The organism is Variovorax sp. IB41, from assembly GCF_016405905.1.
Classification (GTDB): Bacteria; Pseudomonadota; Gammaproteobacteria; order Burkholderiales; family Burkholderiaceae_C; genus Variovorax.
In genome coordinates this window covers 1-26404 of sequence record NZ_JAEFCB010000033.1, presented here as the reverse complement: position 1 = coordinate 26404, position 26404 = coordinate 1, and the positions used below count along the sequence as shown (strand labels likewise).

At 68.0% G+C, this 26404-nt stretch carries 22 protein-coding genes and 7 tRNA genes; 17 read left to right on the top strand and 12 right to left on the bottom strand.

Features of this window, described 5'->3' with window-relative positions; translation table 11 throughout:
* Window positions 1–15 precede the first annotated feature (15 nt).
* From JC881_RS31350 to JC881_RS31330, 5 genes are all read right to left on the bottom strand, one after another.
* The gene (locus JC881_RS31350) at window positions 16–1014 is read right to left on the bottom strand and encodes a tripartite tricarboxylate transporter substrate binding protein (RefSeq protein ID WP_198789664.1); all 999 of its coding nucleotides are present in this window, start codon (window positions 1012–1014) and stop codon (window positions 16–18) included.
* On the bottom strand, window positions 1011–1805 hold the full coding sequence (locus JC881_RS31345) for an IclR family transcriptional regulator (RefSeq protein ID WP_198789663.1): 795 nt from the start codon (window positions 1803–1805) through the stop codon (window positions 1011–1013). The genes JC881_RS31350 and JC881_RS31345 overlap by 4 nt, the downstream gene beginning before the upstream one ends.
* Window positions 1806–1941: 136 nt before the next feature.
* The gene (locus tag JC881_RS31340) at window positions 1942–3660 is read right to left on the bottom strand and encodes a cobaltochelatase CobT-related protein (RefSeq protein ID WP_198789662.1); all 1719 of its coding nucleotides are present in this window, start codon (window positions 3658–3660) and stop codon (window positions 1942–1944) included.
* Window positions 3661–3779: 119 nt separating this feature from the next.
* The gene (locus JC881_RS31335) at window positions 3780–4757 is read right to left on the bottom strand and encodes an AAA family ATPase (protein WP_198789661.1); all 978 of its coding nucleotides are present in this window, start codon (window positions 4755–4757) and stop codon (window positions 3780–3782) included.
* Between the two features lie 23 nt (window positions 4758–4780).
* Window positions 4781–5623, bottom strand: coding sequence for an IclR family transcriptional regulator (locus JC881_RS31330; RefSeq protein WP_198789660.1), 843 nt, complete (start codon window positions 5621–5623; stop codon window positions 4781–4783).
* Window positions 5624–5793: 170 nt separating this feature from the next.
* Here JC881_RS31330 and xsc point away from each other — a divergent pair, with 170 nt between their 5' ends.
* On the top strand, window positions 5794–7617 hold the full coding sequence (gene xsc / locus JC881_RS31325) for a sulfoacetaldehyde acetyltransferase (protein ID WP_198789659.1): 1824 nt from the start codon (window positions 5794–5796) through the stop codon (window positions 7615–7617).
* A complete protein-coding gene (locus JC881_RS31320) occupies window positions 7614–8807 on the top strand; it encodes an acetate/propionate family kinase (protein ID WP_198789691.1) in 1194 nt (397 codons plus the stop codon). The genes xsc and JC881_RS31320 overlap by 4 nt, the downstream gene beginning before the upstream one ends.
* Before the next feature lie 3 nt (window positions 8808–8810).
* On the opposite strand, the gene JC881_RS31315 is transcribed toward JC881_RS31320, so the two are convergent.
* From JC881_RS31315 to JC881_RS31295, 5 genes are read right to left on the bottom strand one after another with little or no spacing between them, the layout of a single operon-like run.
* Complete coding sequence (locus tag JC881_RS31315) at window positions 8811–9803, bottom strand: Bug family tripartite tricarboxylate transporter substrate binding protein (RefSeq protein ID WP_198789658.1); 993 nt, start codon at window positions 9801–9803, stop codon at window positions 8811–8813.
* Window positions 9804–9852: 49 nt separating this feature from the next.
* On the bottom strand, window positions 9853–10857 hold the full coding sequence (locus JC881_RS31310; RefSeq protein WP_198789657.1) for an Ldh family oxidoreductase: 1005 nt from the start codon (window positions 10855–10857) through the stop codon (window positions 9853–9855).
* Complete coding sequence (locus tag JC881_RS31305; RefSeq protein ID WP_198789656.1) at window positions 10854–11783, bottom strand: hydroxyacid dehydrogenase; 930 nt, start codon at window positions 11781–11783, stop codon at window positions 10854–10856. The genes JC881_RS31310 and JC881_RS31305 overlap by 4 nt, the downstream gene beginning before the upstream one ends.
* Before the next feature lie 7 nt (window positions 11784–11790).
* On the bottom strand, window positions 11791–12966 hold the full coding sequence (locus JC881_RS31300) for a UxaA family hydrolase (protein WP_198789655.1): 1176 nt from the start codon (window positions 12964–12966) through the stop codon (window positions 11791–11793).
* 55 nt (window positions 12967–13021) lie between these two features.
* Window positions 13022–13303, bottom strand: a complete 282-nt coding sequence (locus JC881_RS31295; protein WP_093238744.1) for a UxaA family hydrolase — start codon at window positions 13301–13303, stop codon at window positions 13022–13024.
* A 126-nt stretch (window positions 13304–13429) separates the two neighbouring features.
* On the opposite strand from JC881_RS31295, the gene JC881_RS31290 reads away from it, so the two are divergent.
* Window positions 13430–14200, top strand: a complete 771-nt coding sequence (locus JC881_RS31290) for a GntR family transcriptional regulator (RefSeq protein ID WP_198789654.1) — start codon at window positions 13430–13432, stop codon at window positions 14198–14200.
* 15 nt (window positions 14201–14215) lie between these two features.
* Here JC881_RS31290 and JC881_RS31285 read toward each other — a convergent pair whose 3' ends face one another.
* Window positions 14216–15148 (bottom strand): LysR family transcriptional regulator, encoded by a 933-nt coding sequence (locus JC881_RS31285; RefSeq protein ID WP_198789653.1) that lies wholly within the window; start codon window positions 15146–15148, stop codon window positions 14216–14218.
* An 82-nt stretch (window positions 15149–15230) separates the two neighbouring features.
* Here JC881_RS31285 and JC881_RS31280 point away from each other — a divergent pair, with 82 nt between their 5' ends.
* The 6 genes from JC881_RS31280 (at window position 15231) to JC881_RS31255 (ending at window position 22596) form a co-directional block, all read left to right on the top strand.
* Window positions 15231–18170, top strand: a complete 2940-nt coding sequence (locus JC881_RS31280; RefSeq protein WP_198789652.1) for a molybdopterin oxidoreductase family protein — start codon at window positions 15231–15233, stop codon at window positions 18168–18170.
* Window positions 18167–18913, top strand: a complete 747-nt coding sequence (locus JC881_RS31275) for a 4Fe-4S dicluster domain-containing protein (RefSeq protein ID WP_233102149.1) — start codon at window positions 18167–18169, stop codon at window positions 18911–18913. The genes JC881_RS31280 and JC881_RS31275 overlap by 4 nt, the downstream gene beginning before the upstream one ends.
* Window positions 18914–18917: 4 nt before the next feature.
* On the top strand, window positions 18918–19862 hold the full coding sequence (locus tag JC881_RS31270; protein ID WP_198789651.1) for a dimethyl sulfoxide reductase anchor subunit family protein: 945 nt from the start codon (window positions 18918–18920) through the stop codon (window positions 19860–19862).
* Window positions 19863–19934: 72 nt separating this feature from the next.
* Complete coding sequence (locus tag JC881_RS31265; protein WP_198789650.1) at window positions 19935–20840, top strand: LysR family transcriptional regulator; 906 nt, start codon at window positions 19935–19937, stop codon at window positions 20838–20840.
* 67 nt (window positions 20841–20907) lie between these two features.
* Window positions 20908–21555, top strand: a complete 648-nt coding sequence (locus JC881_RS31260) for a 4-carboxy-4-hydroxy-2-oxoadipate aldolase/oxaloacetate decarboxylase (protein WP_198789649.1) — start codon at window positions 20908–20910, stop codon at window positions 21553–21555.
* A 57-nt stretch (window positions 21556–21612) separates the two neighbouring features.
* A complete protein-coding gene (locus tag JC881_RS31255; protein ID WP_198789648.1) occupies window positions 21613–22596 on the top strand; it encodes a Bug family tripartite tricarboxylate transporter substrate binding protein in 984 nt (327 codons plus the stop codon).
* Between the two features lie 32 nt (window positions 22597–22628).
* Here the strand turns inward: JC881_RS31255 and JC881_RS31250 are convergent, their stop codons facing one another.
* Window positions 22629–23558, bottom strand: coding sequence for an SMP-30/gluconolactonase/LRE family protein (locus JC881_RS31250; protein ID WP_198789647.1), 930 nt, complete (start codon window positions 23556–23558; stop codon window positions 22629–22631).
* A gap of 565 nt (window positions 23559–24123) precedes the next feature.
* On the opposite strand from JC881_RS31250, the gene JC881_RS31240 reads away from it, so the two are divergent.
* The 8 genes from JC881_RS31240 to JC881_RS31205 form a co-directional block, all read left to right on the top strand.
* A tRNA-Leu gene (locus JC881_RS31240) sits at window positions 24124–24200 on the top strand.
* Between the two features lie 12 nt (window positions 24201–24212).
* Window positions 24213–24290, top strand: a tRNA-Pro gene (locus JC881_RS31235).
* 16 nt (window positions 24291–24306) lie between these two features.
* Window positions 24307–24382 (top strand) — tRNA-Trp (locus tag JC881_RS31230).
* A gap of 19 nt (window positions 24383–24401) precedes the next feature.
* Window positions 24402–24477, top strand: a tRNA-Glu gene (locus tag JC881_RS31225).
* A gap of 98 nt (window positions 24478–24575) precedes the next feature.
* Window positions 24576–24651 (top strand) — tRNA-Asp (locus JC881_RS31220).
* Between the two features lies 1 nt (window position 24652).
* Window positions 24653–24726, top strand: a tRNA-Cys gene (locus tag JC881_RS31215).
* A 9-nt stretch (window positions 24727–24735) separates the two neighbouring features.
* Window positions 24736–24812, top strand: a tRNA-Asn gene (locus JC881_RS31210).
* A 353-nt stretch (window positions 24813–25165) separates the two neighbouring features.
* On the top strand, window positions 25166–26404 hold a 1239-nt coding region (locus JC881_RS31205), incomplete at its 3' end, for a type VI secretion system Vgr family protein (RefSeq protein WP_198789645.1).

The window sequence follows — 26404 nt, the reverse complement described above, 5'->3', positions numbered from 1 at the left end:
GTCTGTCTATGTCGGTCAGTCGACTTTGATGTGGGCTTCTTTCGCGAGCTTCTGCCAGCGCACGAGCTCGGTCGTCACGACCTTGCCCAGTTGCTCGGGCGTGCCGCCCACGCCTTCGCTGCCTTGCGCCAGCAGCTTCTCGCGGATCTCGGGCTCTTTCACCACGGTGTTGATCACGCGGTTGAGCTTGTCGATGGCCGGCTGCGGTGTCTTGGCGGGCACGAACACGGCGTACCACGAGTCCACGTCGAAGTCGGGAATGCCGGCCTCCTGCATCGTCGGCACGTCGGGGAAGGCGGCGCTGCGCTTGGTGGTGGAGACCGCGAGCGCCTTGAGCTTGCCGGCCTTCACGAACTGCGCGGCCGCGGGAATCGACACCCACAGGAGCGGCACCTGCCCGCCCATCACGTCGGTCACGGCCGGGCCGCCGCCGCGGTAGGGGATGTGCGTCATCTGCGTGCCGGTGCGCAGCTTCAGGAGCTCGCCCGCCAGGTGCCCGGGCGAGCCGTTGCCCACCGAGGCGAAGGAAATGCTGTCGGGCTTGGCCTTGGCCAGCGCCACGAGTTCGGCCACGGTGTTGGGCGCGAACTGGTTGTTGGCCACCAGGATCTGCGGCAGCGAGGCCACGAGGCCGACCGGCGCGAAGTCTTTCGCGGTGTCGAAGCTCAGCTTGGTGTAGATGGCCGGGTTGATGGTGTGCGAGGAGAGCGTGAAGAGCACCGTGTAGCCGTCGGGCGCGGACTTGGCCACGACTTCGGTGCCGATGGAGCCGGCCGCGCCGCCGCGGTTGTCGATCAGCACCTGCTGGCCCAGCAGCGTGGAGAAGCGCTCCTGCACGATGCGCGCGATCACGTCGGTGCCGCCGCCGGGCGGGTAGGGCACGATCAGCCGGATCGGCTTGTTCGGGTAGTCGCTGCCGCTCTGGGCTTGCGCTGCGAAGGGCGCGGCCAGCGTCGAGAGCAATGCGGTGGCCAGCAGCCCGGCGCGCAGCCAGGGGGCGAGGAACGGGGTCATTCGAGTCTCCTTCTCTTTGTGGTGGATATCGGCAGCGCGCTCGCGCGGTAGCCCAGCGTCACGCTCGCATCGCGCGCGCAGGCCATGAGACGGTCGGCCAGGCCCCGCGCCTGCGTGCGCGCGAAGCGGATCGAGGGCACGCTCATGCCGACGGCCGCGACCGCTTCGCCGCGCGCGTTGAACACGGGCACGCCCAGGCCGCAGACGCCCAGGCGCCATTCCTCGCGGTTCTCCGCGTAGCCGCGGGCGCGCGTGCGTTCGAGTTCGAGAAGGAGCGCATCGAAGTCGGTGATGCTGTTCTTCGTGTGGGCCGCCAGCGTGCCGAAGCGCTCGTGCAGCGCGGGCACGGTGGGCGCCGACGCGGCCAGCAGCGCCTTGCCCGATGCCACGCAGTAGGCCGCGGCCCGGCCGCCGATGCGGGAGTAGGCGGCCACCGGCAGAGGGCTGTCGAACTTGTCGAGGTAGACGATCTCGGCGCCGTCGAGCACCGCCAGGTGGATGGTCTCGCCCGTCTGCTGCGCGAGTGCCGCCAGGTGCGGCCTCAGCAGCGCGCCGACGTCGGCCGCATCGGCCACCAGGGCGCCCAGCTCGAACAGGCGCAGGCTCGGCCGGTAGGCGCTGGTGTCCGGGTCCTGCACGGCCCAGCCGCAATCGACCAGCGTCTGCAGCGTGCGGTGCGCGTTGCTGCGCGCCATGCCGAAAGCCTGCGCCAGGTCGGTGACGCGGCAGGGGCGTTGCTGGCGCGTCATCCATTCGATGGCGACAAGACCTTTGGCGAGCGTGGAATCCATGAGACTTTCAGAAGTGTTCCAAATATCGGAACACCGTTCCCGGATGTGGAACCCAATGTAAGAACCATGGGCGCCCTTTGTCAATCAGGGACTTGGATGTAATCCAAAACGTCTCAGCCTTTACGTCCGCCTTGCTTCAACGCCGGTGGCGCCCCGCCATGAGGTCGATCACCTCGCGAAAGATGGTGTTGCCGGTGGACGTGGCCAGGTCGAGCACGTGGCTGCGGCTGTAGTACGGGCTCAGGTCGAGCCCGACGCCGATGCCCGCGATCTCGATATCGCCGCGCTGCTCCTGGCGCGCGACCACGTCGCGCAGGTGGTGATCGAGGTAATGCGCGTCGTTCGCCAGGTGCGTGGCGCTGTCCATCGGCGAGCCGTCGGAAATCACCAGAAGCAGCTTGCGCGCCTCGGGGCGCTGGCGCAGGCGCTGGCACGCCCAGTCGACCGCCTCGCCGTCGATGCCTTCGCGGAACAGGTCGGCCTTCAGCAGCGCGGCCATCGCGGGGCGCGCGCGTCGCCATGGCGTGGCCGCGGCCTTGAAGACGAGGTGGCTGCGCTCGTTGAGGCGGCCCGGATGCAGCGGCTTGCCCGCGCGCACCCACTCGCGCTGCGGGCGGCCGCCGGTCCACGCGCCGGTGGTGAAGCCGAGCACCTCGCTGGTCACGCCCGCCTGCTCGAGCGCGCGCGCGAACACATCGACCATCATCGCGACCGATTCGGCGTGCTCCTTCATCGAGCCCGAGCAGTCGATGAGAAAAGTCACCATGCAGTCGGCCACCGGCTCCATGCGCTCGGTGCGAAAGAGGCGCCGCTCGGTCGGCGAAGCGACGAGCTGCGCGAGCCGGCGGCCGTCGATGAGGCCTTCTTCCTGCCCGCCGTCCCAGCCGTCGCGCGTGGGGTCCGCGAGCAGCGCGCGCAGTTCTCGGGCGAGGCGCGCGATGTTCACGCCCTGCGCGGCGATGCGGCGGTCGAGTTTTTCGCGGTGGTCGGCGAGCACTTCCTTGCGCGCGAGCGTGGCCGCGTCGTGCTCGCGGTCGTAGGCGGTGGTGAAGACGCGGTAGGTGCCGCCCGCCTCGTCGATCACCGCGCTGCGGCCCGATTCGGCGGTGGTGAAGCGCTCGATGATCTCGCGGTCCATGTCGGCCACGAGCATGAACACGCTGCGCTTGTCGTCCACGTGCGGGTCGCGCGCGTCGGGGCTTTCTTCGCCGGCCTCGTGCAGCATCGCGGCGACGGTGCGCGCGATGGCGAGCGCGTGCACGGCGTAGGGGGCCTGGTCCGCGCGATCTCGGCGCAGGCCCGCGAGCGCATGGCCGATCAGCGGGGCGAGATGGAAGCGCGTGGCCTCGAGCATGTCTTCGGTTTCTTCCACCACCTGCTGGCCGCTCACGCGCGCCCGGCAGATCTGCGCGACCGCATAGAGCAGCAGGCCGCGCGCGGTGTCGGTCAGGCCCGAGTGGTGGAAGGCGAGCGACCACTGTTCGTGGCGGTGCCGCAGGTTGTGGCGCATGCCGGCCATGACCTCGGGCGCGAGCGCTTCGACGCGGAACTGCTCGAGCATTTCGAACAGCATGCGTTCGACGGGCTCTTCGGGGCGCAGGCTTTCATGCAGCGCCGCATCCGAAGCAGTGAGCCGCAATGCGAGCCCATCGGCCACGCCGCGGAACGAGGCGAAGTCGTCGGTGTCGGCCGATGGATGCAGGTGCGGCGCGAACCACGGCAGCGCCACGCGCCCGCGGTGCAAGCGCTTGCCGCGAAAGTGCAGGTCTCGCTCGCCGCTGAAGGCCCGCACCACGCCCGCGCAGAGTTCGGCGACCTGCTCCTCCTGCCGCACGCGGCGCTGGGCATCACTCATACAAGTGGGTGTTTGGAACGATAAAAACCAAGCCGTTCACGCTGAGCTTGTCGAAGCGCTGCGCGAGGCTTCGACAAGCTCAGCCCGAACGGTTCTTGGAGATTGGCAGCAAGTCCACATCATGCGGGACGGCCGAGCTGGTGCGACTCCGCAAGCTCCTGGTCGAAGCAGCGCTGGAAGTACTCGGCCACGAGCGGCCGCTCCGCGTCGTCGCACTTGTTGACGAACGAGAGGCGGAACGCGAGCGCCGGGTCCTTGAAGATCTCGACGTTCTCGGCCCAGGTGATGACGGTGCGCGGCGACATCAGTGTCGAAAGGTCGCCCGCCGCGAAGCCCTTGCGCGTGAGGTCGGCCACGGCCACCATCGCCGCGACGAGCTTGCGGCCCGCATCGTCGGCCAGAGAGGGCACGCGCGCCTGCACGATCGCGATTTCTTCATCGGCGGGCAGGTAGTTGAGCGAGGCGACGATGTTCCAGCGGTCGATCTGCGCATGGTTGAGCCGCTGCGCGCCGTGGTAGAGGCCGTTGAGGTTGCCCAGGCCCACCGTGTTCGCGGTGGCGAACAGGCGAAAGAACGGATGCGGCCGCAGCACCTTGTTCTGGTCCATCAGCGTGAACTTGCCATCGCGCTCCAGGATGCGCTGGATGACGAACATCACATCGGGCCGGCCCGCGTCGTACTCGTCGAAGATGAGTGCGACAGGACGCTGCAGCGACCACGGCACGATGCCCTCCTGGAACTCGGTGACCTGCTGGCCTTCGCGCAGCACCACCGCGTCCTTGCCCACGAGGTCCAGGCGGCTGATGTGGCCGTCCAGGTTCAGGCGCACGCAGGGCCAGTTCAGGCGCGCGGCCACCTGCTCGATGTGCGTCGACTTGCCGGTGCCGTGCAGGCCCTGCACCATCACGCGCCGGTCGCGCGTGAAGCCCGCGAGGATCGCGAGCGTCACGTCGGGGTTGAAGCGATAGACAGCATCGACCTCGGGCACGTGGTCATCGCGCTCGCTGAAGGCGGGCACCTGCAGGTCGGTGTCGATGCCGAACACCTCGCGCACGCTCAGCATCCGGTCGGGTCGCAGGTCTGCGGTATCGGTCACGGTGGGCTTTCGAAAAATGGGGATCAGGCCGTGGCGCGGTCGTTGCCCGCGTCGGTGTCGATGCGGCTCAGCGCGAGCGCGGCGCGTTGCAGCGCGGGCAGCAGCGTCTTCGCCTTGGCGGCGTCGAGCCGCATGATCGGCGCCTGCACCGCGATGCAAAGGTTCGAGGGCGCCTCGTCGCCCGAGGGCACCAGTGCGGCGATGCAGAGGAGGCCTGGAAGGAATTCCTCGTTGTCGATCGCGAAGCCGTCCTTGCGCACGCGCTGCACTTCCTTCTCGAGCGCGGCGGGGTCGGTCAGCGTCTTGGCGGTGTAGGTTTCGAGCGGCGCGTTGGAGAGCAGGCGGCGGCGCTGCGCCGCGCTCATCTGCGAGAGAAAGATCTTGCCGCTGGCCGAGCAGTGCACCGGCACGCGCGAGCCCGGGTGCAGGTAGAAGCGCAGCGGCGCGGCGGTCTCCACGCGGTCCAGGTACACGACCTCGCTGCCCGAGAGCGAGGTGAGGTTGCAGCTCTCGCCGATCTCCTCGCCCAACTGGCGCAGCACCGTGTGGCGCGCGCCGTGCAGGCTGTCGTTGAAGAGCAGGTTCTCCGACAGGCGCCGCAGCCGCGTGCCGATGCCGTAGTGGCGCCCGTCGCCTTCGCGCTGCAGGAGTCCCGCGCCTTCGAGTTGCTGCAGCATGCGGTGCAGCGTGGGCTTGGGCATGCCGGTCTCTTCGACGAGGCCTTGCAGCGAATAGCGCTGGTCCTTGGCGGCCATGACTTCGAGCAGGCCGAAGAGGCGCATGGTGGGCGTGTCGCCCGCCGGTTCTGCGGCTTCCGGCGAGGCTCCGAGGGAAAGGCCTTTGACGATCTTCATGCGGCGGATCATAGTTGTTTTGCAAAAAACAAGACAAGGCGTACCGATTTTTGTACATTGTTTGACGCCAGCGCCTTGCCGTCCTATATTCCGCCGGAAAGAAATTCGGAACAAGTGGTTCCGACTTTTTGAGCTGCAGCATTCGCCCGACCCCCGCCCCATTCCTATCAGGAGACGCTTCCATGAGCCAGAAGAAACCCACCGCACCCGCCCGCGAAGCCGTCACCGGCGTGCAGAAGATGACCCCCTCCGAGGCCTTCGTCGAGACCATGGTCGCCAACGGCGTGACCGACATCTTCGGCATCATGGGCTCGGCCTTCATGGACGCGATGGACATCTTCGCGCCCGCCGGCATCCGCCTGATCCCGGTGGTGCACGAGCAGGGCGGCGCCCACATGGCCGACGGCTATGCGCGCGTCTCGGGCCGCCATGGCCTCGTGATCGGGCAGAACGGCCCCGGCATCAGCAACTGCGTGACGGCGATTGCCGCCGCCTACTGGGCGCACAGCCCGGTCGTGATGATCACGCCCGAGACCGGCACCATGGGCATGGGCCTGGGCGGCTTCCAGGAAGCGAACCAGCTGCCGATGTTCCAGGAGTTCACCAAGTACCAGGGCCATGTGAACAACCCCAAGCGAATGGCCGAATACACGGCGCGCTGCTTCGACCGCGCCATCTCCGAGATGGGCCCGACGCAACTGAATATTCCGCGCGACTACTTCTACGGCGAGATCACCACCGAGATTCCCAAGCCCATGCGCGTGGAGCGCGGCGCGGGCGGCGAGAACAGCCTGAACGCGGCGGTCGAACTGCTGGCCTCGGCCAAGTTCCCCGTGATCCTCTCGGGCGGCGGCGTGGTGATGGGCGATGCGGTCGAGGAATGCAAGGCCCTGGCCGAGCGCCTCGGCGCCCCGGTGGCCAACGGGTACCTGCGCAACGACTCGTTCCCCGCGAGCCATCCGCTCGCCGCGGGCCCGCTCGGCTACCAGGGCTCCAAGGCCGCGATGAAGCTCATCGCTCAGGCCGACGTGGTGCTCGCGCTCGGCTCGCGCATGGGCCCGTTCGGCACGCTGCCGCAGCACGGCATGGATTACTGGCCGAAGGACGCGAAGATCATCCAGGTCGAGGCCGACCACACCAACCTCGGGCTGGTCAAGAAGATCACCGTGGGCATCCACGGCGATGCCAAGGCCACCGCCAAGGAACTGCTCAAGCGCCTGCAGGGCAAGACGCTTGCGTGCGACGCCACCAAGGCCGAGCGCGCCGAGAAGATCAAGAGCGAGAAGGCCGCGTGGGAAAAAGAGCTCGACGAGTGGACCCACGAGCGCGACCAGTTCAGCCTCGACGCCATCGAAGAAGCCAAGGGCGAGAAGACGCCGACGGGCGGCAGCTACCTGCACCCGCGCCAGGTGCTGCGCGAGCTGGAGAAGGCCATGCCGCCGCGCGTGATGGTCTCCACCGACATCGGCAACATCAACGCGATTGCCAACAGCTACCTGCGCTTCGAGGAGCCGCGCAGCTTCTTCGCGCCAATGAGTTTCGGCAACTGCGGCTACTCGCTGCCCACGATGATCGGCGCCAAGTGCGCCGCGCCCGACCGCCCGGCCGTGGCCTATGCCGGTGACGGCGCCTGGGGCATGAGCATGTCGGAAATCATGACGGCGGTGCGCCACGACATTCCGGTGACGGCGGTGGTCTTCCACAACCGCCAGTGGGGCGCGGAGAAGAAGAACCAGGTCGACTTCTACAATCGCCGCTTCGTCGCGGGCGAGCTCGAGAGCGAGAGCTTCGCGGGCATCGCCAAGGCGATGGGCGCCGAGGGCATCGTGGTCGACAAGCTCGAAGACGTGGGCCCCGCGCTCAAGAAGGCCATCGACATGCAGATGAACGAAGGCAAGACCTGCGTGATCGAGATCATGTGCACCCGCGAGCTGGGCGATCCGTTCCGCCGCGACGCGCTCTCCAAGCCGGTGCGCTTCCTGGACAAGTACAAGGACTACGTCTGACCGAATCGCTGCTCACGCTGAACGCCGGGTCGTCGTCGATCAAGGTCGCGCTGTTCGCGGCGGCCGGCGAGGGCGATGCGCTGCCGGCCGCGCGCTGGTCGGGGCAGGCCGATGGGCTCGGCGCCGGGCTGAAGGCGCGGCTGCGCGTTCGCGATGCAGAGGGGCGCACGCTGCACGACGCGGCGCTCGATGGCGACCGGCGCTCGCACCAGGGCGCGCTCGCCGCGCTGCTCGAATGGCACGCGCAGCAGGGTGGTGGCGATCGCATCGCCGCGGTCGGCCATCGCATCGTGCATGGCGGCGTCAACTTCGTGGCGCCGGTGCGCATCGACGATGCGGTGCTCGCCGAGCTGGCCGCGCTGGAGCCGCTCGCACCGCTGCATCAGCCGCACAACCTGGCGGGCGTGCGCGCCGCGATGAAGGCGTTCGACGGCGTGCCGCAGGTGGCGTGCTTCGACACCGCTTTTCATTCGACGCAGACCGAGGTCAATCGCCGCTTCGCGCTGCCGCGTGCGCTGCACGATGCAGGCGTGCGGCGCTATGGCTTTCACGGGCTTTCGTACGAATCGATCGTCGCGCAGTTCACGCGCCTCGCGCCTGATCTCGCGGACAAGCGCGTGATCGTCGCGCACCTGGGCAACGGCGCCTCGATGTGCGCGATGGCAGAGGGCCGATCGGTCGCGACGACGATGAGCTTCTCGCCGCTCGATGGCCTCACGATGGGCACGCGCTGCGGTCACCTCGATGCGGCCGTGGTGCTGTACCTCATGCGCTCGCACGGCATGTCGGCCGAGCGCGTCGAGACGCTGCTGTTCCGCGAATCGGGGCTGCTGGGCCTCTCGGGCGTGTCGAGCGACATGCGCGAGCTCGAAGCCTCCGCCGCACCCGAAGCGGCCGAAGCGATCGCGCATTTCACTGAGCAGGTCGTGCAGCACATGGGCAGCCTCGCGGCCGCGTTGCGCGGTGTCGATGCGGTGATCTTCACGGGGGGCATCGGCGAGAACGCGGCCGCGTTGCGCGAGCGCATCCTCGAAGAGTGCGACTGGCTCGGCGTGCACGTCGATGCCGCCGCCAACGGCGCGTGCCATGCGCGGCTCACGACGCCCGAAAGCCCCGTGAGCGCCTGGATGCTGCGCACCGACGAAGAGGCGGTCATCGCCCGCCACACCGCGCAGGTGCTGCGCGGCTGAACGCTAGCTCGGCTGGATGTCGGCCGCCTTGATGACGTGCGCCCAGCGCGCGATCTCCTCGGTGAGAAAGGGCGCGAAGCGCTCCGGCCCGCGCGCATCGATCACGAAACCCTGCTGGCGCATGCGCTCTTCCAGGCCGGGCTGCGCAAGGATCTTCAGCACCTCCGCGCCGAGCTTCTGCACCGCGGCATCGGGCATGCCGGCGGGCGCCATCATCCCCGTCCAGTTCTCCACCTGCAGCGTCGGCATGCCGGCCTCGGCCGTCGTCGGCACGTCAGGCAGGAGCGGATAGCGCGCCTTGCTCGCGATGGCGAGCGCGCGCAGCTTGCCGCCCTTCACATGCGGGATCGACTCGGGGATGTTGGAGAACACCACGTCCAGCTGCCCGCCGATGAGGTCGGTCATGCAGGGCGCGCCGCCCTTGTAGGGCACGTGCTGGATGGCGGACTTGTTCAGGTCGTTGAAGAGCGCGAGCGTCAGGTGCGGCGGCGTGCCGCTGCCGCTGGAGCCGGCGTTGAGCTTGCGCTCCTTCGCGGACGCGATCAGGCCCTTCAGGTCCTGGATCGGGCTGGCCACCGGCACCACGATCAGCATCGGGCTGCCGGCGATCAGCGCGACCGGGCGCAGGTCTTTCTGGAAGTTGAAGGGCGACTTGGGGAACAGCGTCACGTTGGCCGCATGCGTGAGCGTGATCGCCAGCAGCGTGTTGCCGTCGGGCGCCGCCTTGGCCACGAGGTCCGCGCCGATCTGGCCGTTGCCGCCGGGGCGGTTGTCCACCAGCACGCTGACCTTCCAGCGCTCGCCCAACTGCTGGCCGATCTGGCGCGCCATCACGTCGGTGAGGCCGCCCGCCGGAAAGGGCACCACGTAGCGCAGCGTGGCATCCGGCTTGGGGTAGTCGCCGCCTTGCGCCCTGGCGAGCGTGGGGACCAGCGCACCGAGCGATCCAGCCGCCGCCAGCGCGCCGGCACCTTGCATCCATTCGCGTCGTTTCATCGTGTTGTCTCCTGTTGTTGTGTTCGGGGGGAGTGACGCTCTTCGGCGCCTACCGTTGTCGCCACTGCGCGAGCAGCGCATCGGGCACCTCGATGCCCTCGGCCTCCGCGCGCCTTCGCAGGTCTTCGCGCCGCGCGCCGGGCAGGCGCACGCCGTCGTCGCGCAGCATCTCGGCCACCAGCACCTCGACGCGGTCCAGGTAGCTGGCCGACCCCGCGAGCGCGCCGGGGTCGATGACGATGAAGGCCTGGCCGATGCGCGGCCGGTTGCCCGCATCCTCGAAGAAGCTCGAGGCCTCGAAGCCGAACTGCGCGCCGACGAGCGCCGTGACCAGCAGCTCGACCACCAGCGCCAGCATCGCACCCTTGGGGCTGCTCGCGGCGCCGATGGGCAGCATCGAACCTTCGAGCGCGGCCTGCGCGTCGGTGGTGGGCCGGCCGTCGCGGTCCACGGCCCAGCCGAGAGGAATGGGCTTGCCCTGTTTCGCTGCGACCATCACCTTGCCGCGCGCCACTTCGGAGAGGCTCAGGTCGATCATCAACGCCAGCGCGCCGCGGCGCGGGAACACCGCCGCCACCGGGTTGGTGCCGAAGATGGGGTGGCGCCCGCCCGCCGCCGGCATCGCGGCCGGCGAGTTCGCAAAGCCCAGGCCGACCATGCCCGCGTCGGTCACCGCGCGCAGGTGGTCGACCACCACGCCGCAGTGGTGGCTGTCGGTCACGCCCGCGATGGCGATGCCGAAGTCGCGCGCGCGGGCGATGGCTTCGGCCACCGCCATCTCGCACGCGGCGAAGGCCAGGCCCTCGTGCGCATCGACCAGCGCGGCGGCGCCTTTCTCGCGGCGCAACGTGGGCACCGCGTCGCCGTTGACGCGGCCGTTGCGAAGGTGCGTCGCGTACTGCGCGACGCGGCTGAGGCCGTGCGAACCCAGGCCTTGCGCCTCGGCCAGTACCAGCGCGCGTGCGGTGGCCGTGGCCATGGCTTCGTTGGCGCCGGCTGCGCGCAGGGTCTCGGCCACGACATGCCGCGCTTCCTGAAGGCTCAGTGTCGTCATGATTCCAGCGCCTCCAGCACCTTCTGCGCGATGAGGCTGCTCACGCGCTCGTTCGATTCGGCCGTCACGCCCGCGATGTGCGGCGTCAGCAGCAGGTTGGGGCAGCCCTCGAAGTGCGTGCTGGCCGTGAGCGGCTCGGCATCGAACACGTCCAGCGCCGCGCCGCCGAGCCGGCCCTCGCGCAGTGCGAGCGCCACCGCGGATTCGTCGACGATGCCGCCGCGCGAAGTGTTCACGAGCACCGCGCCGCCCTTCATCGCCGCGATGCGCGCCGCGCCGAACAGGTTGCGCGTGCCATCGACCAGCGGCACGTGCAGGCTCACCACGTCGGCCTGTGCCACCAGTTCATCGAGGCCTAGTGCTTGGGTGCCGTTCTCCGCGAACGCCGGATGGCCCGAGTCCAGCATCGCGTCGAACGCCACGGTGCGCATGCCCAGCGCCTTCGCGAGCCGCGCCGTCAATTGCCCGATTGCGCCGAAGCCGACCAGCCCGAGCGTCTTGCCCGAGAGCTCGCGTCCGCTGGAGAGCGCATTGCGCGGCCATCGTCCCGCGGCCACCTCGGCCGTCGATGCGTAGGCGCCGCGCAGCAGCAGCATCGCGCTCGCGATCACGTACTCCGCCACGCTCAGCGCATTCGCGCCCGTGGCCGGAATCACGCGGATGCCGCGCGCCTCGCAGCCGGCCACGTCGATGTTGTCCAGCCCCACGCCCAGGCGTCCGACCACCGTGCACTGGGCCAGCGCATCGAGCAGCTCGCCGCGCACCTGCGTGCGGTTGCGCACGATGAGGGCGTTGGCCCACTTCGCTTCGCGGTAGAGGCGGGCGCCGTCGTCCACCAGGGCCACGTCGTAGAGAACGTCGTGCCGCGCGCGCAGCTGCGCGACCGCGGCGGCGTCCATGAACTCCGCAATGACGATGCGCTTCATGGCGCGCTCAGGCCGATTCGTACAGGCGCGTCATCACGAACTCGCGGTGGCCCAGCGCTTCGGCCGCGGTGAGCCGGCCGTTGGCGGTGCGCAGCATGCATTCGAGCAGCTGGTCGCCGGCCTGGTCGAGCGTCATCTCGCGCTGCAGGAGGCCCGAGGTGTCCACGTCGACGTGCTCGCTCATGAGGCGCACGGTGCGCGGGTTCGCGCAGATCTTGATGACCGGCAGGATCGGGTTGCCGATCACGTTGCCCTGGCCCGTGGGGAAGAAGTGCACCGCGTAGCCCGAGGCGGCGCACAGCGTGACCATCTCGGCCGCGGCGCTGGACGAATCCATGAACCACAGGCCCGGGCCGGTGGGCACCTCGGCCTTGTCCAGAACGCCATCGACCAGGCACTTCTTGCCGATCTTCTGGATGTTGCCCAGCGCCTTTTCCTCGATGGTCGTAAGGCCCCCCGCGATGTTGCCCTTGGTGGGCTGCGAGTCGGAGAGGTCGCTGGTCTTGTGGCGGTTGATCATGTCCTGGTAGCGGTTGAACATGAACATGAAGCGCTCCTTCACGTCGGGCGTGCGGCAGCGGTCGGCCACGATGCGCTCGCCGCCGGTGATCTCGGAGGTCTCGCCGAACACCAGCGTGTTGCCGGTCTCGTAGAGCTTGTCGAAGGCGTTGCCCACGGTGGGGTTGGAGCCGCAGCCCGAGGTGGTATCGCTCTCGCCGCACTTGGTGGAGACCCACAGCTCGTGGATGCCGCAGGGCTCGCGGCGCTTCTCGCTCGCGTTCTGCACGAACTCGCGCGCCACCTTGCTCGCGCGCAGGATGGTGTCGTGGTCGCCGTGGCCCTCGATGCCGAAGCCGGCCACGGGCTTGCCGGTGGTGGCGATGCCATCGACCACCTTTTGCGTCCAGCTGTCCTCGATGCCGATGACCACGACGGCCGCCACGTTCGGGTTGCAGCCCGCGCCGATCAGCGTGCGGAAGTGCAGCTCCAGGTCGGCGCCGAACTGCAGCCGGCCATAGGGGTGCGGAATGGCGAGCGCGCCCTTGATGTTGTGGGCCACGGCTTCGGCCGCGGCGTTGGACAGGTCGTCCAGCGGCAGGATGATGACGTGGTTGCGCACGCCGACGCGGCCGTTTTCGCGGCGGTAGCCGAGGAAGGTGGTGTCTTTGGAAATGATGGACATGCTGTGCTTTCGGATTCGTGGGTGATGAAGGTGGGCGAAGCAGTGGGGCGGATGCCTACCAGCGCTTGGTCTTGATGTTCTGGACGTGCGCGTGCTCGCCGGCCTTGATCGGCGCGACCACCTTGCCCATGTCGATGCCGTACTTCCACACCGTATCGCCGGTGGCCATGTCCTTGAGCGCGACCTTGTGGCCGATCGGGATGTCCTGGCGCGCATCGACGCTGGTCATCCGGTCCTCGTCCATGATCCAGCCGGTGAGCGACATGCCGGCCTTGACGCCTTCCACCACCACGACCGCGACCGTGTCCTTGGCGTCGTGCAGAACGAAATGAATCATCGTTGTCTCCTGTTGTGACTCGCTGAGAATTTGCAGCGGGGCCAGTGTCCGAGTGCGTGTCTCCGGGTGTCAAACAGGTCATATGAATGACTTGAATGAATCGCGATGCGGCCGAACAATCGCGCCATGCCGCGACCGACCGACCCTTCCGTGTTCGAACCGATTCCCGCCGATGCCGCGGGCGCGCCGCTCTACCGGCTGGTCAAGCGCTCGCTGCTGCGCGCCATCGAGTCGGGGCGCTGCGCGGCCGGCAGCACGCTGCCGAGCGAAAGCGAACTGGCGGCGGCGCTCGGCGTATCGATCGGCACGCTGCGCCACGCGACCGACGACCTGGTGGCCGAGCACATCCTCGTGCGGCGACAGGGGCGCGGCACCTTCGTTGCGGTGCACAACGCGGACCGCTTCATGTTCCAGTTCTTCCACGTCGAGCGCAGCGACGGCCTCCGGCAAGCGCCGCAGGTGGAGTTCGTCGCCTTCGAGCGCGTGCGCATGGAGGAGGAGCCCGCGCAGGCGCTGGGCCTTCGCACCGGCGAGCCGGCCATCCAGATCGACAACCGCCTGCTGCTGCAGGGCAGGGCGGTGATCCACGACCGGCTCACGCTGCCCGCGCTGCTCTTCAAGGGCCTGACCGAGAAGCGCTTTCGCGAGCGGCCGAGCACCATCTACCACCTCTACCAGACCGAGTTCGGCATCACCGTGACGCTGGCGCGCGAACGCGCCCGCGCGATGTCGGCCGACCGCAGCATGGTGCGCATCCTCGGCGTGGCGCCGGGCGCGCCGGTGATGGAGGTGCGGCGCACCGCGCTCACCTTCGGCGACAAGCCGGTGGAGTACCGCGTCTCGACCATCAACACGGCGCAGTACGAGTACGTGCACCTGCTGTCGCGGCCGGCCTGACCGCGTGGGTGGACGCTAGCGGGCGGCCGGCATGCGCGGCACGGTCGCGCCGCAGTGCCGAAGGAAATCGGCGGTCGCGCGCCCCAGCAATTTGTCGCGGTGCATCACCGTCGCGAGCCGGCGCATGCCCGCGGGCAGCCGCGTGCGCAGCTCGACGAGGTGCCCGTCTTCCAGCGCCTGCGCCACCGTGTAGCGCGAGAGGCAGGCCAGGGCCGTGCCCGAGGCCACCACGCGCTTGATGGCCTCGGTGCTGCCGAGCTCGAAGCCCACGTGCACCTGCTCCAGGTTCTGGATCAGCCACGCATCGGTGACCTGCCGCGTGCCCGAGCCCAGCTCTCTCAGGACCCAGGTGGCTTGCGAGAGCTGGCGGTGCGTGGCTATGCGGTTCGCCAGCGCATGGCCCGGCGCGGCGACGATGACCAGTTCGTCTTCGCGCCAGGCGCGCACCACGAGGTCGGGGTGCGTCTGCGGGCCTTCGATGAAGCCCACATCGACCTCGAAGCCCGCCACCGCCTCGATCACGTCGCGCGTGTTCGCGATGTGCAGGTGCACCTGGCTCTGCGGATGCAGCGCGGTCCATTGCGACACGCGCTCGGGCAGCAGGTATTCGCCGATGGTGAAGCTGGCCGCCACGCGCAGCGGCGCCGCATGCTCGCCGCTGAAGAGCGCCTGCACCTCGCCCGCCTGGTCCAGCAGCGCCTGCGCCTTGGGCAGCAGCGCGCGGCCGTTCTCGTTGAGCACGAGGCGCCGGCCGATGCGGTCGAACAGCAGCGCGCCCACCGAGGTTTCCAGGTCGGCCAGCGCGCTGCTCGCCGCCGACTGGGAGCGCGCCACGCGGTCGGCCGCCGCGCGGGTGCTGCCGCCGCGCGCGGTGGCCACGAACACTTCGAGATGGCGCAGGTTCAGGCGCAGGCGCGGCGAGAGCTGTTGATCTGTTTTTCCGGTCATGGTGAGCGATATTCTCCGCTTTTCCGATCGATCACGGCTCCCTAACATCGGCGCTGCCACGCCTGAAAACAAAGGACCGCCAGTGTTCAGTTTCCTGTCCAAAGAGCCCGTGCACGATCCGCTTACCGCGCCGACGCCCACGGCGGACACCGAGGTCAAGACCACCACCTGCTACATGTGCGCCTGCCGCTGCGGCATCCGCGTGCACCTGCGCGAGGGCGAGAAGGGCCCCGAGGTGCGCTACATCGACGGCAACCCGAACCACCCGCTGAACCAGGGCGTGATCTGCGCCAAGGGCTCCTCGGGGATCATGAAGCAGGTCTCGCCCGCGCGCATCACGCAGCCGCTCCTGCGCAAGGCCGGCAGCGAGCGCGGCGCGGGAGAGTTCGAGCCCATCAGCTGGGAGCGCGCCTACGACATGCTGACCGAGCGGCTCGGCAAGATCCGCGCGACCGATCCGAAGAAGTTTGCGCTCTTCACCGGGCGCGACCAGATGCAGGCGCTCACCGGCCTCTTCGCGCGGCAGTTCGGCACGCCCAACTACGCGGCGCACGGCGGCTTCTGCTCGGTCAACATGGCCGCGGGAATGATCTACACCATCGGCGGCAGCTTCTGGGAATTCGGCGGGCCGGACCTGGAGCGCGCCAAGCTGTTCGTGATGATCGGCACGGCCGAAGACCACCACAGCAACCCGATGAAGATCGCGATCAGCAAGTTCAAGCGCGCGGGTGGACGCTTCATCTCGATCAACCCGGTGCGCACCGGCTATTCGGCGATTGCGGACGAGTGGATTCCGATCAAGCCGGGCACCGATGGCGCGCTGTTCATGGCGCTGCTGCACGAGCTGATCGGCAACGAGCTGGTGGACCATGCGTTCCTCAAGCGCTTCACCAATGCGCCGCAGCTCGTGGTGCTGGACGACTGCGACCGCGAAGGGCTGTTCGCGTTCGACCCCGAGCGCGGCGTGCCCGGCGACGGGCGCAACCCGCACAACAAGCTGGTGTGGGACATGGCCAGCGGCAGCGTGAAGCCGGCTTACCCCGAGGGCATCGCCGACGGTTGCGACCCGGCGCTCGAAGGGCACTACACGCTGGCCGACGGCACGCGCGTGGCGCCCTCGTTCCAGCTGCTGCGCGAGCGCGTGGCGCTCTGTACCCCCGAGTGGGCAGAGGGCATCACCGGCATCGATGCGGCGCGCATCCGCAAGCTCGCGCGCGAGATGGGAGAGACCGCGCTCAAGCAGGCCTTCGAGCTGCCGATTCCATGGACCGATGCCTGGGGCAAGAAGCACCCGACGACGCAGGCGCGACCCGTGGCCTTCCATGCGATGCGCGGCCTTGCGGCGCACTCCAACGGCTTCCAGACCGTGCGCGCGCTCGCAGTGCTGATGAGCGTGCTGGGCACCATCGATGCGCCCGGGGGCTTCAGGCACAAGGCGCCGTACCCGCGCCACATCGTGCCGAACTACCGCGCGTTCAACGACCCCGGCATGATCCAGCCGAACACGCCGCTCAACGCCGCGCCGCTGGGCTTTCCGGCGAACCCCGAAGAGCTCGCGATCAACCCCGACGGCTCGCCGATCCGCATCGACCATGCGTTCTCGTGGGAGCACCCGCTGTCGGCGCACGGGCTCATGCACAACGTGATCACCAATGCGGTCAAGGGCGACCCCTACCGCATCGACACGCTGCTGATCTTCATGGCCAACATGGCGTGGAACTCCAGCATGAACACCATGGGCGTGCGCGAGATGCTCAACCGCAAGGACGAGAAGGGCGAGCACATGATCCCCTTCCTCGTGGTGTGCGACGCCTTCCAGAGCGAGACCGTGGCCTTCGCCGACCTCGTGCTGCCCGACACCACGTACCTGGAGCGGCACGACGTGATGGGCATGCTCGACCGGCCGATCTCGGAGTTCGACGGGCCCGTCGATTCGGTGCGCGTGCCCGTGGTGCCGCCGACCGGGGAGTGCAAGCCCTTCCAGGAGGTGCTGATCGAGCTGGCCTCGCGGCTGAAGTTTCCGGCCTTCACCACGCCCGAGGGCGGGCGCAAGTACACGGGGTATCCGGACTTCGTCGTCAACTTCGAGCCGCAGCCGGGCATCGGCTTTCTCATGGGCTGGCGCGGCAAGGACGGCACCGAGTACCTGCGCGGCGCGCCGAACCCCAAGCAGTGGGAGGCGTATGCAGAGAACAACTGCGTGTTCCAGTACCACATGCCCGAGACCATGCACTACATGCGCAACTGGAACCGGGAGTACCTCGATTTCGCGAAAGACAAGGGCTGGCGCCAGCGCAACGACCCGGTGCAGCTGGCGCTGTACTCCGACACGCTGCAGAGCTTTCGCCTCGCCGCGCAAGGCAAGAGCGCGGGGCGGCAGCCGCCCGATGCGCTGCGCGAGCGCATCGAGAAATACTTCGACCCGCTGCCGTTCTGGTACCCGCCGCTCGAAGAGGAGGCGACCGACCTGAAGGCCTATCCGCTCAACGCGCTCACGCAGCGGCCGATGGCGATGTACCACTCGTGGGATTCGCAGAACGCGTGGCTGCGGCAGATCCACAGCCACAACTACCTGCATGTGAACCCGCTCACCGCCGAGGCCGCGGGCATCGCGGATGGTGGCTGGTGCTGGGTCGAGAGCCAGTGGGGCAAGGTGCGCTGCATGCTGCGCTACAGCGAGGCGGTGGAGCCGGGCACCGTGTGGACGTGGAATGCGATCGGCAAGGCCGATGGCGCCTGGCAGCTCGCGCCCGGTTCGGACGAGGCGCGCAAGGGCTTCCTGCTCAACCACCTGATCAGCGAGGAGCTGCCGTGCGAAGGCACGGCGAGCGGGCGCATCAGCAATTCCGATCCGATCACCGGGCAGGCGGGCTGGTACGACGTGCGCGTGCGCATACGGCCTGCCGAACCCGGTGAGCCCGAGGAGAGCTTTCCGCAGATGGCGAGCATGCCGAGCCCGCCCGGGGTGCTGGGCAAGGCGGCGAGTGTGTTGACGTACTTTGCGGGGAGGGGCAAGAGATGATGCAGTGGCTCAAGGACCTGATGGGCGGCACCACCGCCAGCGCCAGCTTCGCGGAAACGCAGCCGAGCCTGCGCGCGGAGCAGGGCGAGACGCTGGCCAAGCAACTCGCCCTGGTCATCGACCTCAACGTCTGCGTCGGCTGCCATGCCTGCGTGACCTCATGCAAGCAATGGAACACCTCCGGCAGCGCAGGCCCGCTCGCCGATGAGCGGCCCTATGCCGCCAACCCGACCGGCACCTTCTTCAACCGCGTGCAGACCTACGAGGCGGGCGCCTTCCCGGCGACCGAGACGGTGCACCTGCCCAAGAGCTGCCTGCACTGCGAAGACCCGCCCTGCGTGCCCGTGTGCCCCACGGGCGCGAGCTACAAGCGCAAGGAAGACGGCATCGTGCTCGTCGACTACGACAAGTGCATCGGCTGCAAGTACTGCGCATGGGCCTGCCCCTACGGCGCGCGCGAGCTCGATGAAGAGCGCCAGGTCATGACCAAGTGCACGCTCTGCGTGGACCGCATCTACGACGAGATGCTGCCCAAGGAAGACCGCAAGCCCGCGTGCGTGAAGGCCTGCCCCACGGGCGCGCGGCTCTTCGGCGATGTGAAGGACCCGGACTCCGAGGTGTCGAAGGCGATTCGCGAACGCGGCGGCTACCAGTTGATGCCGGAGTGGGAGACCAACCCGGCGAACCAGTACCTGCCGCGACGCATCACAAAGTCGACCGACGCACAGGGCCAACAGGGGTAAGGGCATGCATCCCGCGTTCTCGATTCTTTTCTTCACCACGCTGGCCGGCGCGGCGCAGGGCCTTGTGTTCACGCTGGCGCTCGGCGCGCTGTTCGGCCTGGAGATGGCGCCGGGCTTCCTGACGATCGCATTGGGCGTGGCCGAAGTGCTGCTCGTCGCCGGTCTTGCCGCATCGTTCATGCACCTGGGGCGCAAGACGCGCGCATGGCGCGCGGTGCTGATGTGGCGCACCTCGTGGATGTCGCGCGAGGTGATCGTGCTGCCGGGCTTCATCGCGCTCGTGGCGCTGTGGTGGCTGTCGTTGCATTCCGGTCAGGGCGTGGGCGTGGGCGCGCCGTGGTCGTGGCTGCTGCCCGTGCTGGTGCTCTTCGGCGCGGTCGCGCTCTGGTACTGCACCGCGATGATCTATGCGTGCCTGCGCTTCATCGAGGAGTGGGCGCATCCGCTCACCATCGTCAACTTCACGCTGATCGGGTTGTCGTCGGGGCTGGTGCTGGCCTGCGCGATGGCGGCGCTGGCCGGCGAAGCGCGCTTCGTGCAGGTCTTCGGGCCGTGCGCGCTCGCCGCAACGCTCGCGGCGTGGGCCGCGCGCGGACAGGCCTTGCGGCGCAACGCGGGCATCCGCCACAAGTCGACGCTGCAATCGGCCACCGGCATCCGCACCGAGAAGCTGGTGCAGAAGTCGATGGGCATGTCGGCCGGTTCGTTCAACACGCGCGAGTTCTTCCATGGCGCATCGCTGGCGGCGCTGAAGAACATCAAGCTCGGCTTTCTGCTGCTGGCCTTCGCGCTGCCCGCGCTGCTGCTGGTGTGGGGCCTCGCGAGCGCGGCCGTGCTGCCGTGGGTGCTCGCGGTGCTGGTGCAGGCGCCGGGGCTGCTGGCCGAGCGCTGGTTCTTCTTCGCGCAGGCCAAGCACCCGCAGAACCTGTATTACCAGGTCGTGTCCTAGGCCTCGCTGCAGGCCGCCTGCACGGGTTTGCAGCCACCCGGGGGCCGCGTGCCCGTGGCACGATTCCCCACCATGAACTTTCGTCAATTGCGCTACTTCTGCGAGGTGGCCGACAACGGCACCCTCGCGCGCGCCGCCGAGCGCCTGTTCGTCGCGCCCACGGCCATCAGCATGCAGATCGCGCAGCTGGAGGAAGGCTTGGGAGGAATGCTGTTCGATCGGACCGCCAGGCCCATGAAGCTCACCCCGCTGGGGCTTTTCTTCCTGCCGCGGGCGCGAGAACTGCTGGCCAACGGCCAGCGGCTGGAAGAAGAGACCCGCGACGTGGCCAGCGGAAAGAGCGGCTGGCTCGGCATCGGTTTCGTCCGCTCGCTGCTCAACTCCGTGCTGACGGATGCGGTGCGCGCTTTCCGGCAGAGGCATCCCGACGTCAAGCTCGACCTGGTCGAGCTGCTGTCCGAACACCAACCGGCGCAGCTGCGCAGCGGCCGCATCCATATCGGCCTGTCGCGTTTCGCCGGCCCCCAGGAGCCGCCCCCGGACCTGCGCCATGAACTGCTGTTCGAAGACCCGTTCGTCGTCGCGCTTCCCGCGGACCATCGCGCGGCGAAGCGAGGCAAGGTCTCTCTGGCCGAGCTCGCGGGGCTGCCGCTCATCAGCTATCCGAAAGACCCGCAGAGCTCCTTCGCGCAGCACGTCATCGGGCAGCTTCGTGCGTTGGGCATGCAACCGCGCGTGGGGCACGAGGCCATCGAGATCCACACCGCGCTCGGGCTCGTCGCGGCGGGGCTGGGCTATGCGGTGGTCGGCGCTTCGGTGGCGCAGCGCGCCCAGAGCGACGTGGCCTTCGTCAGGCTGCCCGCGCTCAAGGCGCTCACCACGGTGGTCGCCGTGACACGCGCCGACGAGGAAGGGCCGCTGGTCGCCGCCATGCTCGCGGCGCTGGCGGCCGCGCGCAAGGCCCCGCGGAAGCTCTGAATATCTGAAGTTATCTCCAGAAATCGGCACTGTCGTTCAGGAGTTCATCGGGTGATCATCCGCACCCATGAGACAACAACTGCAGAACCAGGCGCTTGAAAGCCTGCGCCTCCTGGGCGCCGCCACCGTGTACGAAGCGCAGGGCGCCTGTGGCGCGCTCGACAGCGGCCTGAAACCGCTCGATGCGGCCAGCCGCCTCGTGGGGCCTGCGCTCACCGTGGACATGCGGCCCGCCGACAACCTCATGCTGCACTACGCGCTGCTCAAGGCGACGCCGGGCGACGTTCTGGTGGTCGATGCGAAGGGCTTCATGGAAGCGGGCCCCTGGGGCGACGTGCTGACCGAAGCCGCCATGGCGCGCGGCGTGGCGGGGCTGGTGCTGCACGGCGCGGTGCGCGATGCCGACGCCATCGTGCGGATGGGCTTTCCCGTGTTCTGCCGCGGCCTGTCGATCAAGGGCACCGGCAAGCACCAGCCAGGGCGCCTGAACGTGCCCGTGTGCATCGGCGACGCGGTGGTCCGGCCCGGAGACATCGTCGTCGGTGACCGGGACGGCCTCGTCATGGTCGAAGCAGACGCGGTCGAGCGCGTGCTGGCGAGCGCACAGGCGCGCGAGGCAAAAGAAGCCGGCTTTCGCCGCGCGATTGCGAACGGAAGCTCCACGGTGGAACTGCTCGAGCTGGGCGAAACGCTGCACCGGCTCGGCCTGCATTGAAAGCCTGGCCCCACGACGCCGCCTGAACGGCAAACAACCAAAGAAGAGACAAGACCCATGAACAATCACAAGCGAATCTTCCTCGGGCTCTGCGCGTCTGCCGTCGCGCTGGCCGCCACCTTGCCGGCACCGGCTGCGTGGGCGCAGGCCTATCCGCAGAAGCCGATCCGCCTGATCGTGCCGTGGCCCGCGGGCGGTGCGACTGACTCGGTGGGGCGCGCGGTGGCGGAGGCCCTGCGGGTGCAACTGGGGCAATCGGTCATCGTCGACAACATTGCCGGTGCCGGCGGCAACATCGGCACGCAGCAGTTCATTCGCCAGCCGCACGACGGCTACACGCTGCTGCTGGCCACCAGTTCGACCAACTCCGCCAATCCCTATCTCTACAAGCGCACCGGCTTCGATCCGGTCAAGGACTTCACGCCGGTCGCGTCGCTGGCCATCATTCCGAGCGTGATGGTGGTGGCGGCCGCGTCGCCCTACAAGACACCCGCCGACATCGTGAACGCCGCGAAAGCCAAGCCCGGCACGCTTTCGTACGGATCGGGCGGCGTCGGCAATTCGGCGCACTTGGCGGGCGAGCTCTTCAAGTCGGTGGCGCACATCGACGCGATCCATGTGCCCTACAAGGGCAGCTCGCCGGCACTGACCGACGTGATGGCGGGGCAACTGGACTACATGCTCGACACCGGGGCGTACGGGCAGGTCAAGGGCGGAAAGATCCGCGCCATCGCCGTCGCCTCCGACAAGCGCCATCCCATGTTGCCGGGCGTGCCGACCTTCGACGAGCTCGGGATCAAAGGCATGCACATGAACGCCTGGTACGGCCTTGCCGCCCCCGCGGGCACGCCGGCGGTGGTGGTCGACCGGCTGAACGCAGCGGTGCAGGCGGCTTTCAAGACAGGCGACCTGGGCAAGCGGCTCGCCGACATCGGTGCCGAGGTGCGCACCGGCGATGCCGCCAGCTTCGCGGCGTTCTGGAAGGCCGAGCTCGGCCGCTACGCCGACCTCGTGAAGCTCACCGGAGCATCGCTGGACTGACTGCGCTTGCCGCGGCCTGAGCGCGAAGTGGCTCAGGCTTCGCAGTTCAACGCGAGCCCGGGCGTGGGCCAGTCGTCGATCGCGATCAACCGGCCGCTGCCCGAGAGCGTGACGTAGGCCGTGCGCCGGTCGCGCCCGCCGAAGCAGATGTTGGTGGTGTAGCGGTCGGGCAGCGGCACGTGCTCGACGGTGCTGCCATCGGGCGCGACGATGCTGATGCCGCCGTGCAGCAGCGTCGCCACGCAGAGGTTGCCGAGCGCATCGACGGCCATCGAGTCGAAGCGCTGGTAGTGCCCGCCGGGCGAGGCGCACAGCATGCGGCCGCCGTGCGGCGAGGGCCAGCCGTCCTTGCGCACGCGGCCGGCCGCGGTGATGTCGAAGGCCCAGAGGCGCGCGCCTTCGGTCTCGGCGTAGTAGAGCGTGTCGCCGTCGGGCGAGAGGGCGATGCCGTTGGGCGTCATCACCGGGCGCGCGATCACGCTGGGCGCGCTGCCGTCGGCGCGGCCATAGAAGAGGCCGCCGCGGTCCATGTCGCGCTCGCGGGTCTTGCCCAGGTCGGTGAAGTAGAAGCCGCCGTGCGCGTCGAACACGATGTCGTTGGGGCCGCAGAGTGCGCCACCTTCGACCGTGTCGAACAGGCGCTCGGCACGGCCGGTCGCGAGATTCACGCGCTCGATGCGGCCGCCTGAATAGTCCTCGGCCTGGCCCACGGGGCGGTGGCATCCATCGGCCTCGGTGTGCCATTTGAAGCCGCCGTTGTTGCACACGTAGACCGCGCCATCGGGCCCGATGGCCGCGCCGTTCGGGCCACCGCCGAGGTCTGCCACCACCTGCACCAGCCCGTCGTGCCGCACGCGCGTGAGCGTGCCGCGCGCGATTTCGACCAGCAGCACGGAGCCGTCGTCCATGGCGATCGGGCCTTCGGGGAATTGGAGGCCGGTGGCGAGTTCGCGGATTTGCATGAGGGCTCCTTGCGGCTGCTTGTTGCCGTGCGCCATTCTGTGACCTCGCGGCGTTGGCGGAAAGGATCTTCGATCGAAATACGGTGTGTCGAAAATAATCAACAGAAGTTGTTGACGGTGGCGTAAAGACTATTTACAGTCACACCCAATTCGCGGTTCAGGCCGCACAACCATCGACTCATACAAGTCGCATCCAACAGGAACCATCGTGAAAGCAGCAAGCCTCCGCACCCACAGCATTCGACCCGCATCGGGCCGCGCGCTCGTGTGCGTCGCGCTGTGCGATGGCCCCGGCATGCTGCTGCCGCAGCGGCTCGATCAATGCCCGAATTCCCTCCAAGCGCCGCAGGCCAACCTGTGGGATTGCGCTTATGAGGATCAGGTGTCACCGGGTGGAGGAAGCGCTTGAGCGCGTAACTCCCAAGCTCTCTCGCAGAGGCCCGGACACCGCAAGGTTTCGGGCCTTTTTGTTTTTTCAACTTTCAAAAATGCGCAGTGATCGCACTGCATAACACCGCGCCTCGGCCCGGTGAACGCTCATTAAAAAGTCAGCAGCACATTCATCGCCCCGGTGACGGAACCGGCATACGTGTCCGCCTTAGAAGCGGAATTCTGGGAGTTCGAATCTCCCCTGGGGCACCAATCGATTTTTCTCTGGGTGTAGTGTCAATCTGGTAGACGGCCTGCCTTGGAAGCAGGAGGCTGCAGGTTCAAATCCTGCCACTCAGACCATTCTTTTTTTCATCACGCGTGTGTAGCTCAATTGGCAGAGCACTGGACTCCAAACCCAGCGGTTGAAGGTTCGACTCCTTCCGTGCGCGCCATTCTTTTTTCTTCTTCAACGTCTCGTTCGTCTAGCGGTCAGGACCCCGGGCTTTCATCCCGGTGATCGTGGGTTCGAATCCCACACGAGGCTCCAGTTCGATGGCCCTTCGCCTAGTGGCCCAAGGCACCGGGTTTTGATCCCGGCATCCAAGGTTCGAATCCTTGAGGGTCTGCCATCTTTTAGATTTCTTCGTTCCGCTAACTCAGTGGCCAGAGTGCCTCCCTGTCCAGGAGGAAGCCAGGGGTTCGACTCCCCTGCGGAACGCCACGGCGCGGTAGCAAAGCGGCCATGCAGCGGATTGCAAATCCGCAGACCCCGGTTCGAATCCGGGCCGCGCCTCCACTCCCTTTTTCCCCGGTAGCTCAGCTGGTAGCAGCGGCGCACTGTTAATGCGCAGGTCACACGTTCGATCCGTGTCCGGGGAGCCAATATTTCAGGCCGTCAGGGGCCTTGCAGGACATCGTTGTGTGTCACGCCCCACAGTTATTTCGCTGCGATGCGGCGATCGGTAATCTGAAAGTATCAGTGCAGCGCGGCCGGGTCCGCGCTGCGCGCGCTGGGCCTTTGCCGAGGGGAATGCGCCGGATATCATTTGCAAACTGCATGCAGCCTACGGCTGTGCAGGCGCGCATTCGTGCATCAATAAACACAACAGACCGGCCTGGGCTTCGCCCATCAAAAGGCCGGCAGAGACAAGAGCGACGGATTGCGCCGAAGGATCACGGGGGAGGCGCCGCGGCACGCGGCGGCGGATCGAGAGTCACAGGGGAGAGAGAACAACATGTCGGACTTCAACGCTGCGTCGCTGAGCGCGCAGTTGCGTGCGGGCGCCGCAGGCACGCTGCAGCGCGATCGCTTGCTGGTGCTGCACACGCCGTTGGGTGCGAACAAACTGCTGGCGGAACGCCTGGACGGTGTGGAGTGCATCGATGGAGGCGGCTTCCGCTTCGAACTCACAGCGCTGAGCGACGACGCGCACATCGAACTCAAGACCCTGATGGGCCAGGGCGTGCGCCTCGATCTGCAGACCGCACAGAGCCGCACCGAACTGCGTCCGTTCCATGGGCACGTGACCGAAGCCGAGTGCGTCTCGAGTAACGGCGGCATGGCGCGCTACCGGCTTGTCATCGAGCCGTGGCTCGCGTTCCTGCGCCATCGCCAGGACAGTTGCCTCTTTCAACACCAGAACGTGTTCGACATTGTCGATGCCGTGTTCGCGCGGTACCAAAGCCAGGGTAAGCTGGCCGTGCAATGGCGCTGGGAGATCGCACAGCGCGACATCTATCCGGTGCGCGGCATCACCACGCAGTACCAAGAGAGCGACTTCGATTTCGTTGCGCGCCTGCTGGCCGAAGAAGGCCTCTTCTACTGGGTCGAACATGCAACGGGCAAGGACGGGAATATCGGCAGCCACACCCTCGTCATCGCCGACCACAACGGCGCCTTCCGCGCCAATGCGCAAGCGACCATCCGCTTCCACCGCGCCGATGCGAGCGAGAGCGAAGACACCATCCAGCAATGGCGCGGCAGCCGCCAGTTGCAGACCAACAGCCTGGCGCAGCAGAGCTGGGACTACAAGAGCGTGAGTGCGCGGCCCGTGCAGCAGCAAAGCCGGGGCTCGGATTCGGATGCAAGCGCACCCACATCGTCCAACAAGCACCGCGTACTCCAGTGGAGCGATGACCCCGGTGTCTACGGCTGGGAAACCTCGGCCCAAGGCGAGCGGCTGTTGTCCAACGCCCTGCAGGCCCTGGAGCTGCGCAACAAGCGCTTCGAAGGCCAGAGCGCCGTGCGCACGCTGGCACCTGCCACCACCTTCACCCTGACCGGTCACGAGCAGCACGACAAGGACAGCGAAGAAGACCGCCGCTTCGCCGTGCTGGCTGTTCGCCACATCGCGCGCAACAACTTCGACGAAGACCTCAGGGCCGGCGTCGGCGAACGCCTCGGGCTGCCCGACATCGGCACCGTGTTCGATGCACCGGAGGACAGCGGCAACGCGGCTGCTGGCCCCGACACC

Bases quoted from the DNA above. Each gene is read 5' to 3' on its own strand.
- JC881_RS31350 (WP_198789664.1), bottom strand. From the start codon at position 1,014: ATGACCCCGTTCCTCGCCCCCTGGCTGCGCGCCGGGCTGCTGGCCACC.
- JC881_RS31345 (WP_198789663.1), bottom strand. From the start codon at position 1,805: ATGGATTCCACGCTCGCCAAAGGTCTTGTCGCCATCGAATGGATGACG.
- JC881_RS31340 (WP_198789662.1), bottom strand. From the start codon at position 3,660: ATGAGTGATGCCCAGCGCCGCGTGCGGCAGGAGGAGCAGGTCGCCGAA.
- JC881_RS31330 (WP_198789660.1), bottom strand. From the start codon at position 5,623: ATGATCCGCCGCATGAAGATCGTCAAAGGCCTTTCCCTCGGAGCCTCG.
- xsc (WP_198789659.1), top strand. From the start codon at position 5,794: ATGAGCCAGAAGAAACCCACCGCACCCGCCCGCGAAGCCGTCACCGGC.
- JC881_RS31315 (WP_198789658.1), bottom strand. From the start codon at position 9,803: ATGAAACGACGCGAATGGATGCAAGGTGCCGGCGCGCTGGCGGCGGCT.
- JC881_RS31310 (WP_198789657.1), bottom strand. From the start codon at position 10,857: ATGACGACACTGAGCCTTCAGGAAGCGCGGCATGTCGTGGCCGAGACC.
- JC881_RS31305 (WP_198789656.1), bottom strand. From the start codon at position 11,783: ATGAAGCGCATCGTCATTGCGGAGTTCATGGACGCCGCCGCGGTCGCG.
- JC881_RS31300 (WP_198789655.1), bottom strand. From the start codon at position 12,966: ATGTCCATCATTTCCAAAGACACCACCTTCCTCGGCTACCGCCGCGAA.
- JC881_RS31295 (WP_093238744.1), bottom strand. From the start codon at position 13,303: ATGATTCATTTCGTTCTGCACGACGCCAAGGACACGGTCGCGGTCGTG.
- JC881_RS31290 (WP_198789654.1), top strand. From the start codon at position 13,430: ATGCCGCGACCGACCGACCCTTCCGTGTTCGAACCGATTCCCGCCGAT.
- JC881_RS31285 (WP_198789653.1), bottom strand. From the start codon at position 15,148: ATGACCGGAAAAACAGATCAACAGCTCTCGCCGCGCCTGCGCCTGAAC.
- JC881_RS31275 (WP_233102149.1), top strand. From the start codon at position 18,167: ATGATGCAGTGGCTCAAGGACCTGATGGGCGGCACCACCGCCAGCGCC.
- JC881_RS31270 (WP_198789651.1), top strand. From the start codon at position 18,918: ATGCATCCCGCGTTCTCGATTCTTTTCTTCACCACGCTGGCCGGCGCG.
- JC881_RS31265 (WP_198789650.1), top strand. From the start codon at position 19,935: ATGAACTTTCGTCAATTGCGCTACTTCTGCGAGGTGGCCGACAACGGC.
- JC881_RS31260 (WP_198789649.1), top strand. From the start codon at position 20,908: ATGAGACAACAACTGCAGAACCAGGCGCTTGAAAGCCTGCGCCTCCTG.
- JC881_RS31255 (WP_198789648.1), top strand. From the start codon at position 21,613: ATGAACAATCACAAGCGAATCTTCCTCGGGCTCTGCGCGTCTGCCGTC.
- JC881_RS31250 (WP_198789647.1), bottom strand. From the start codon at position 23,558: ATGCAAATCCGCGAACTCGCCACCGGCCTCCAATTCCCCGAAGGCCCG.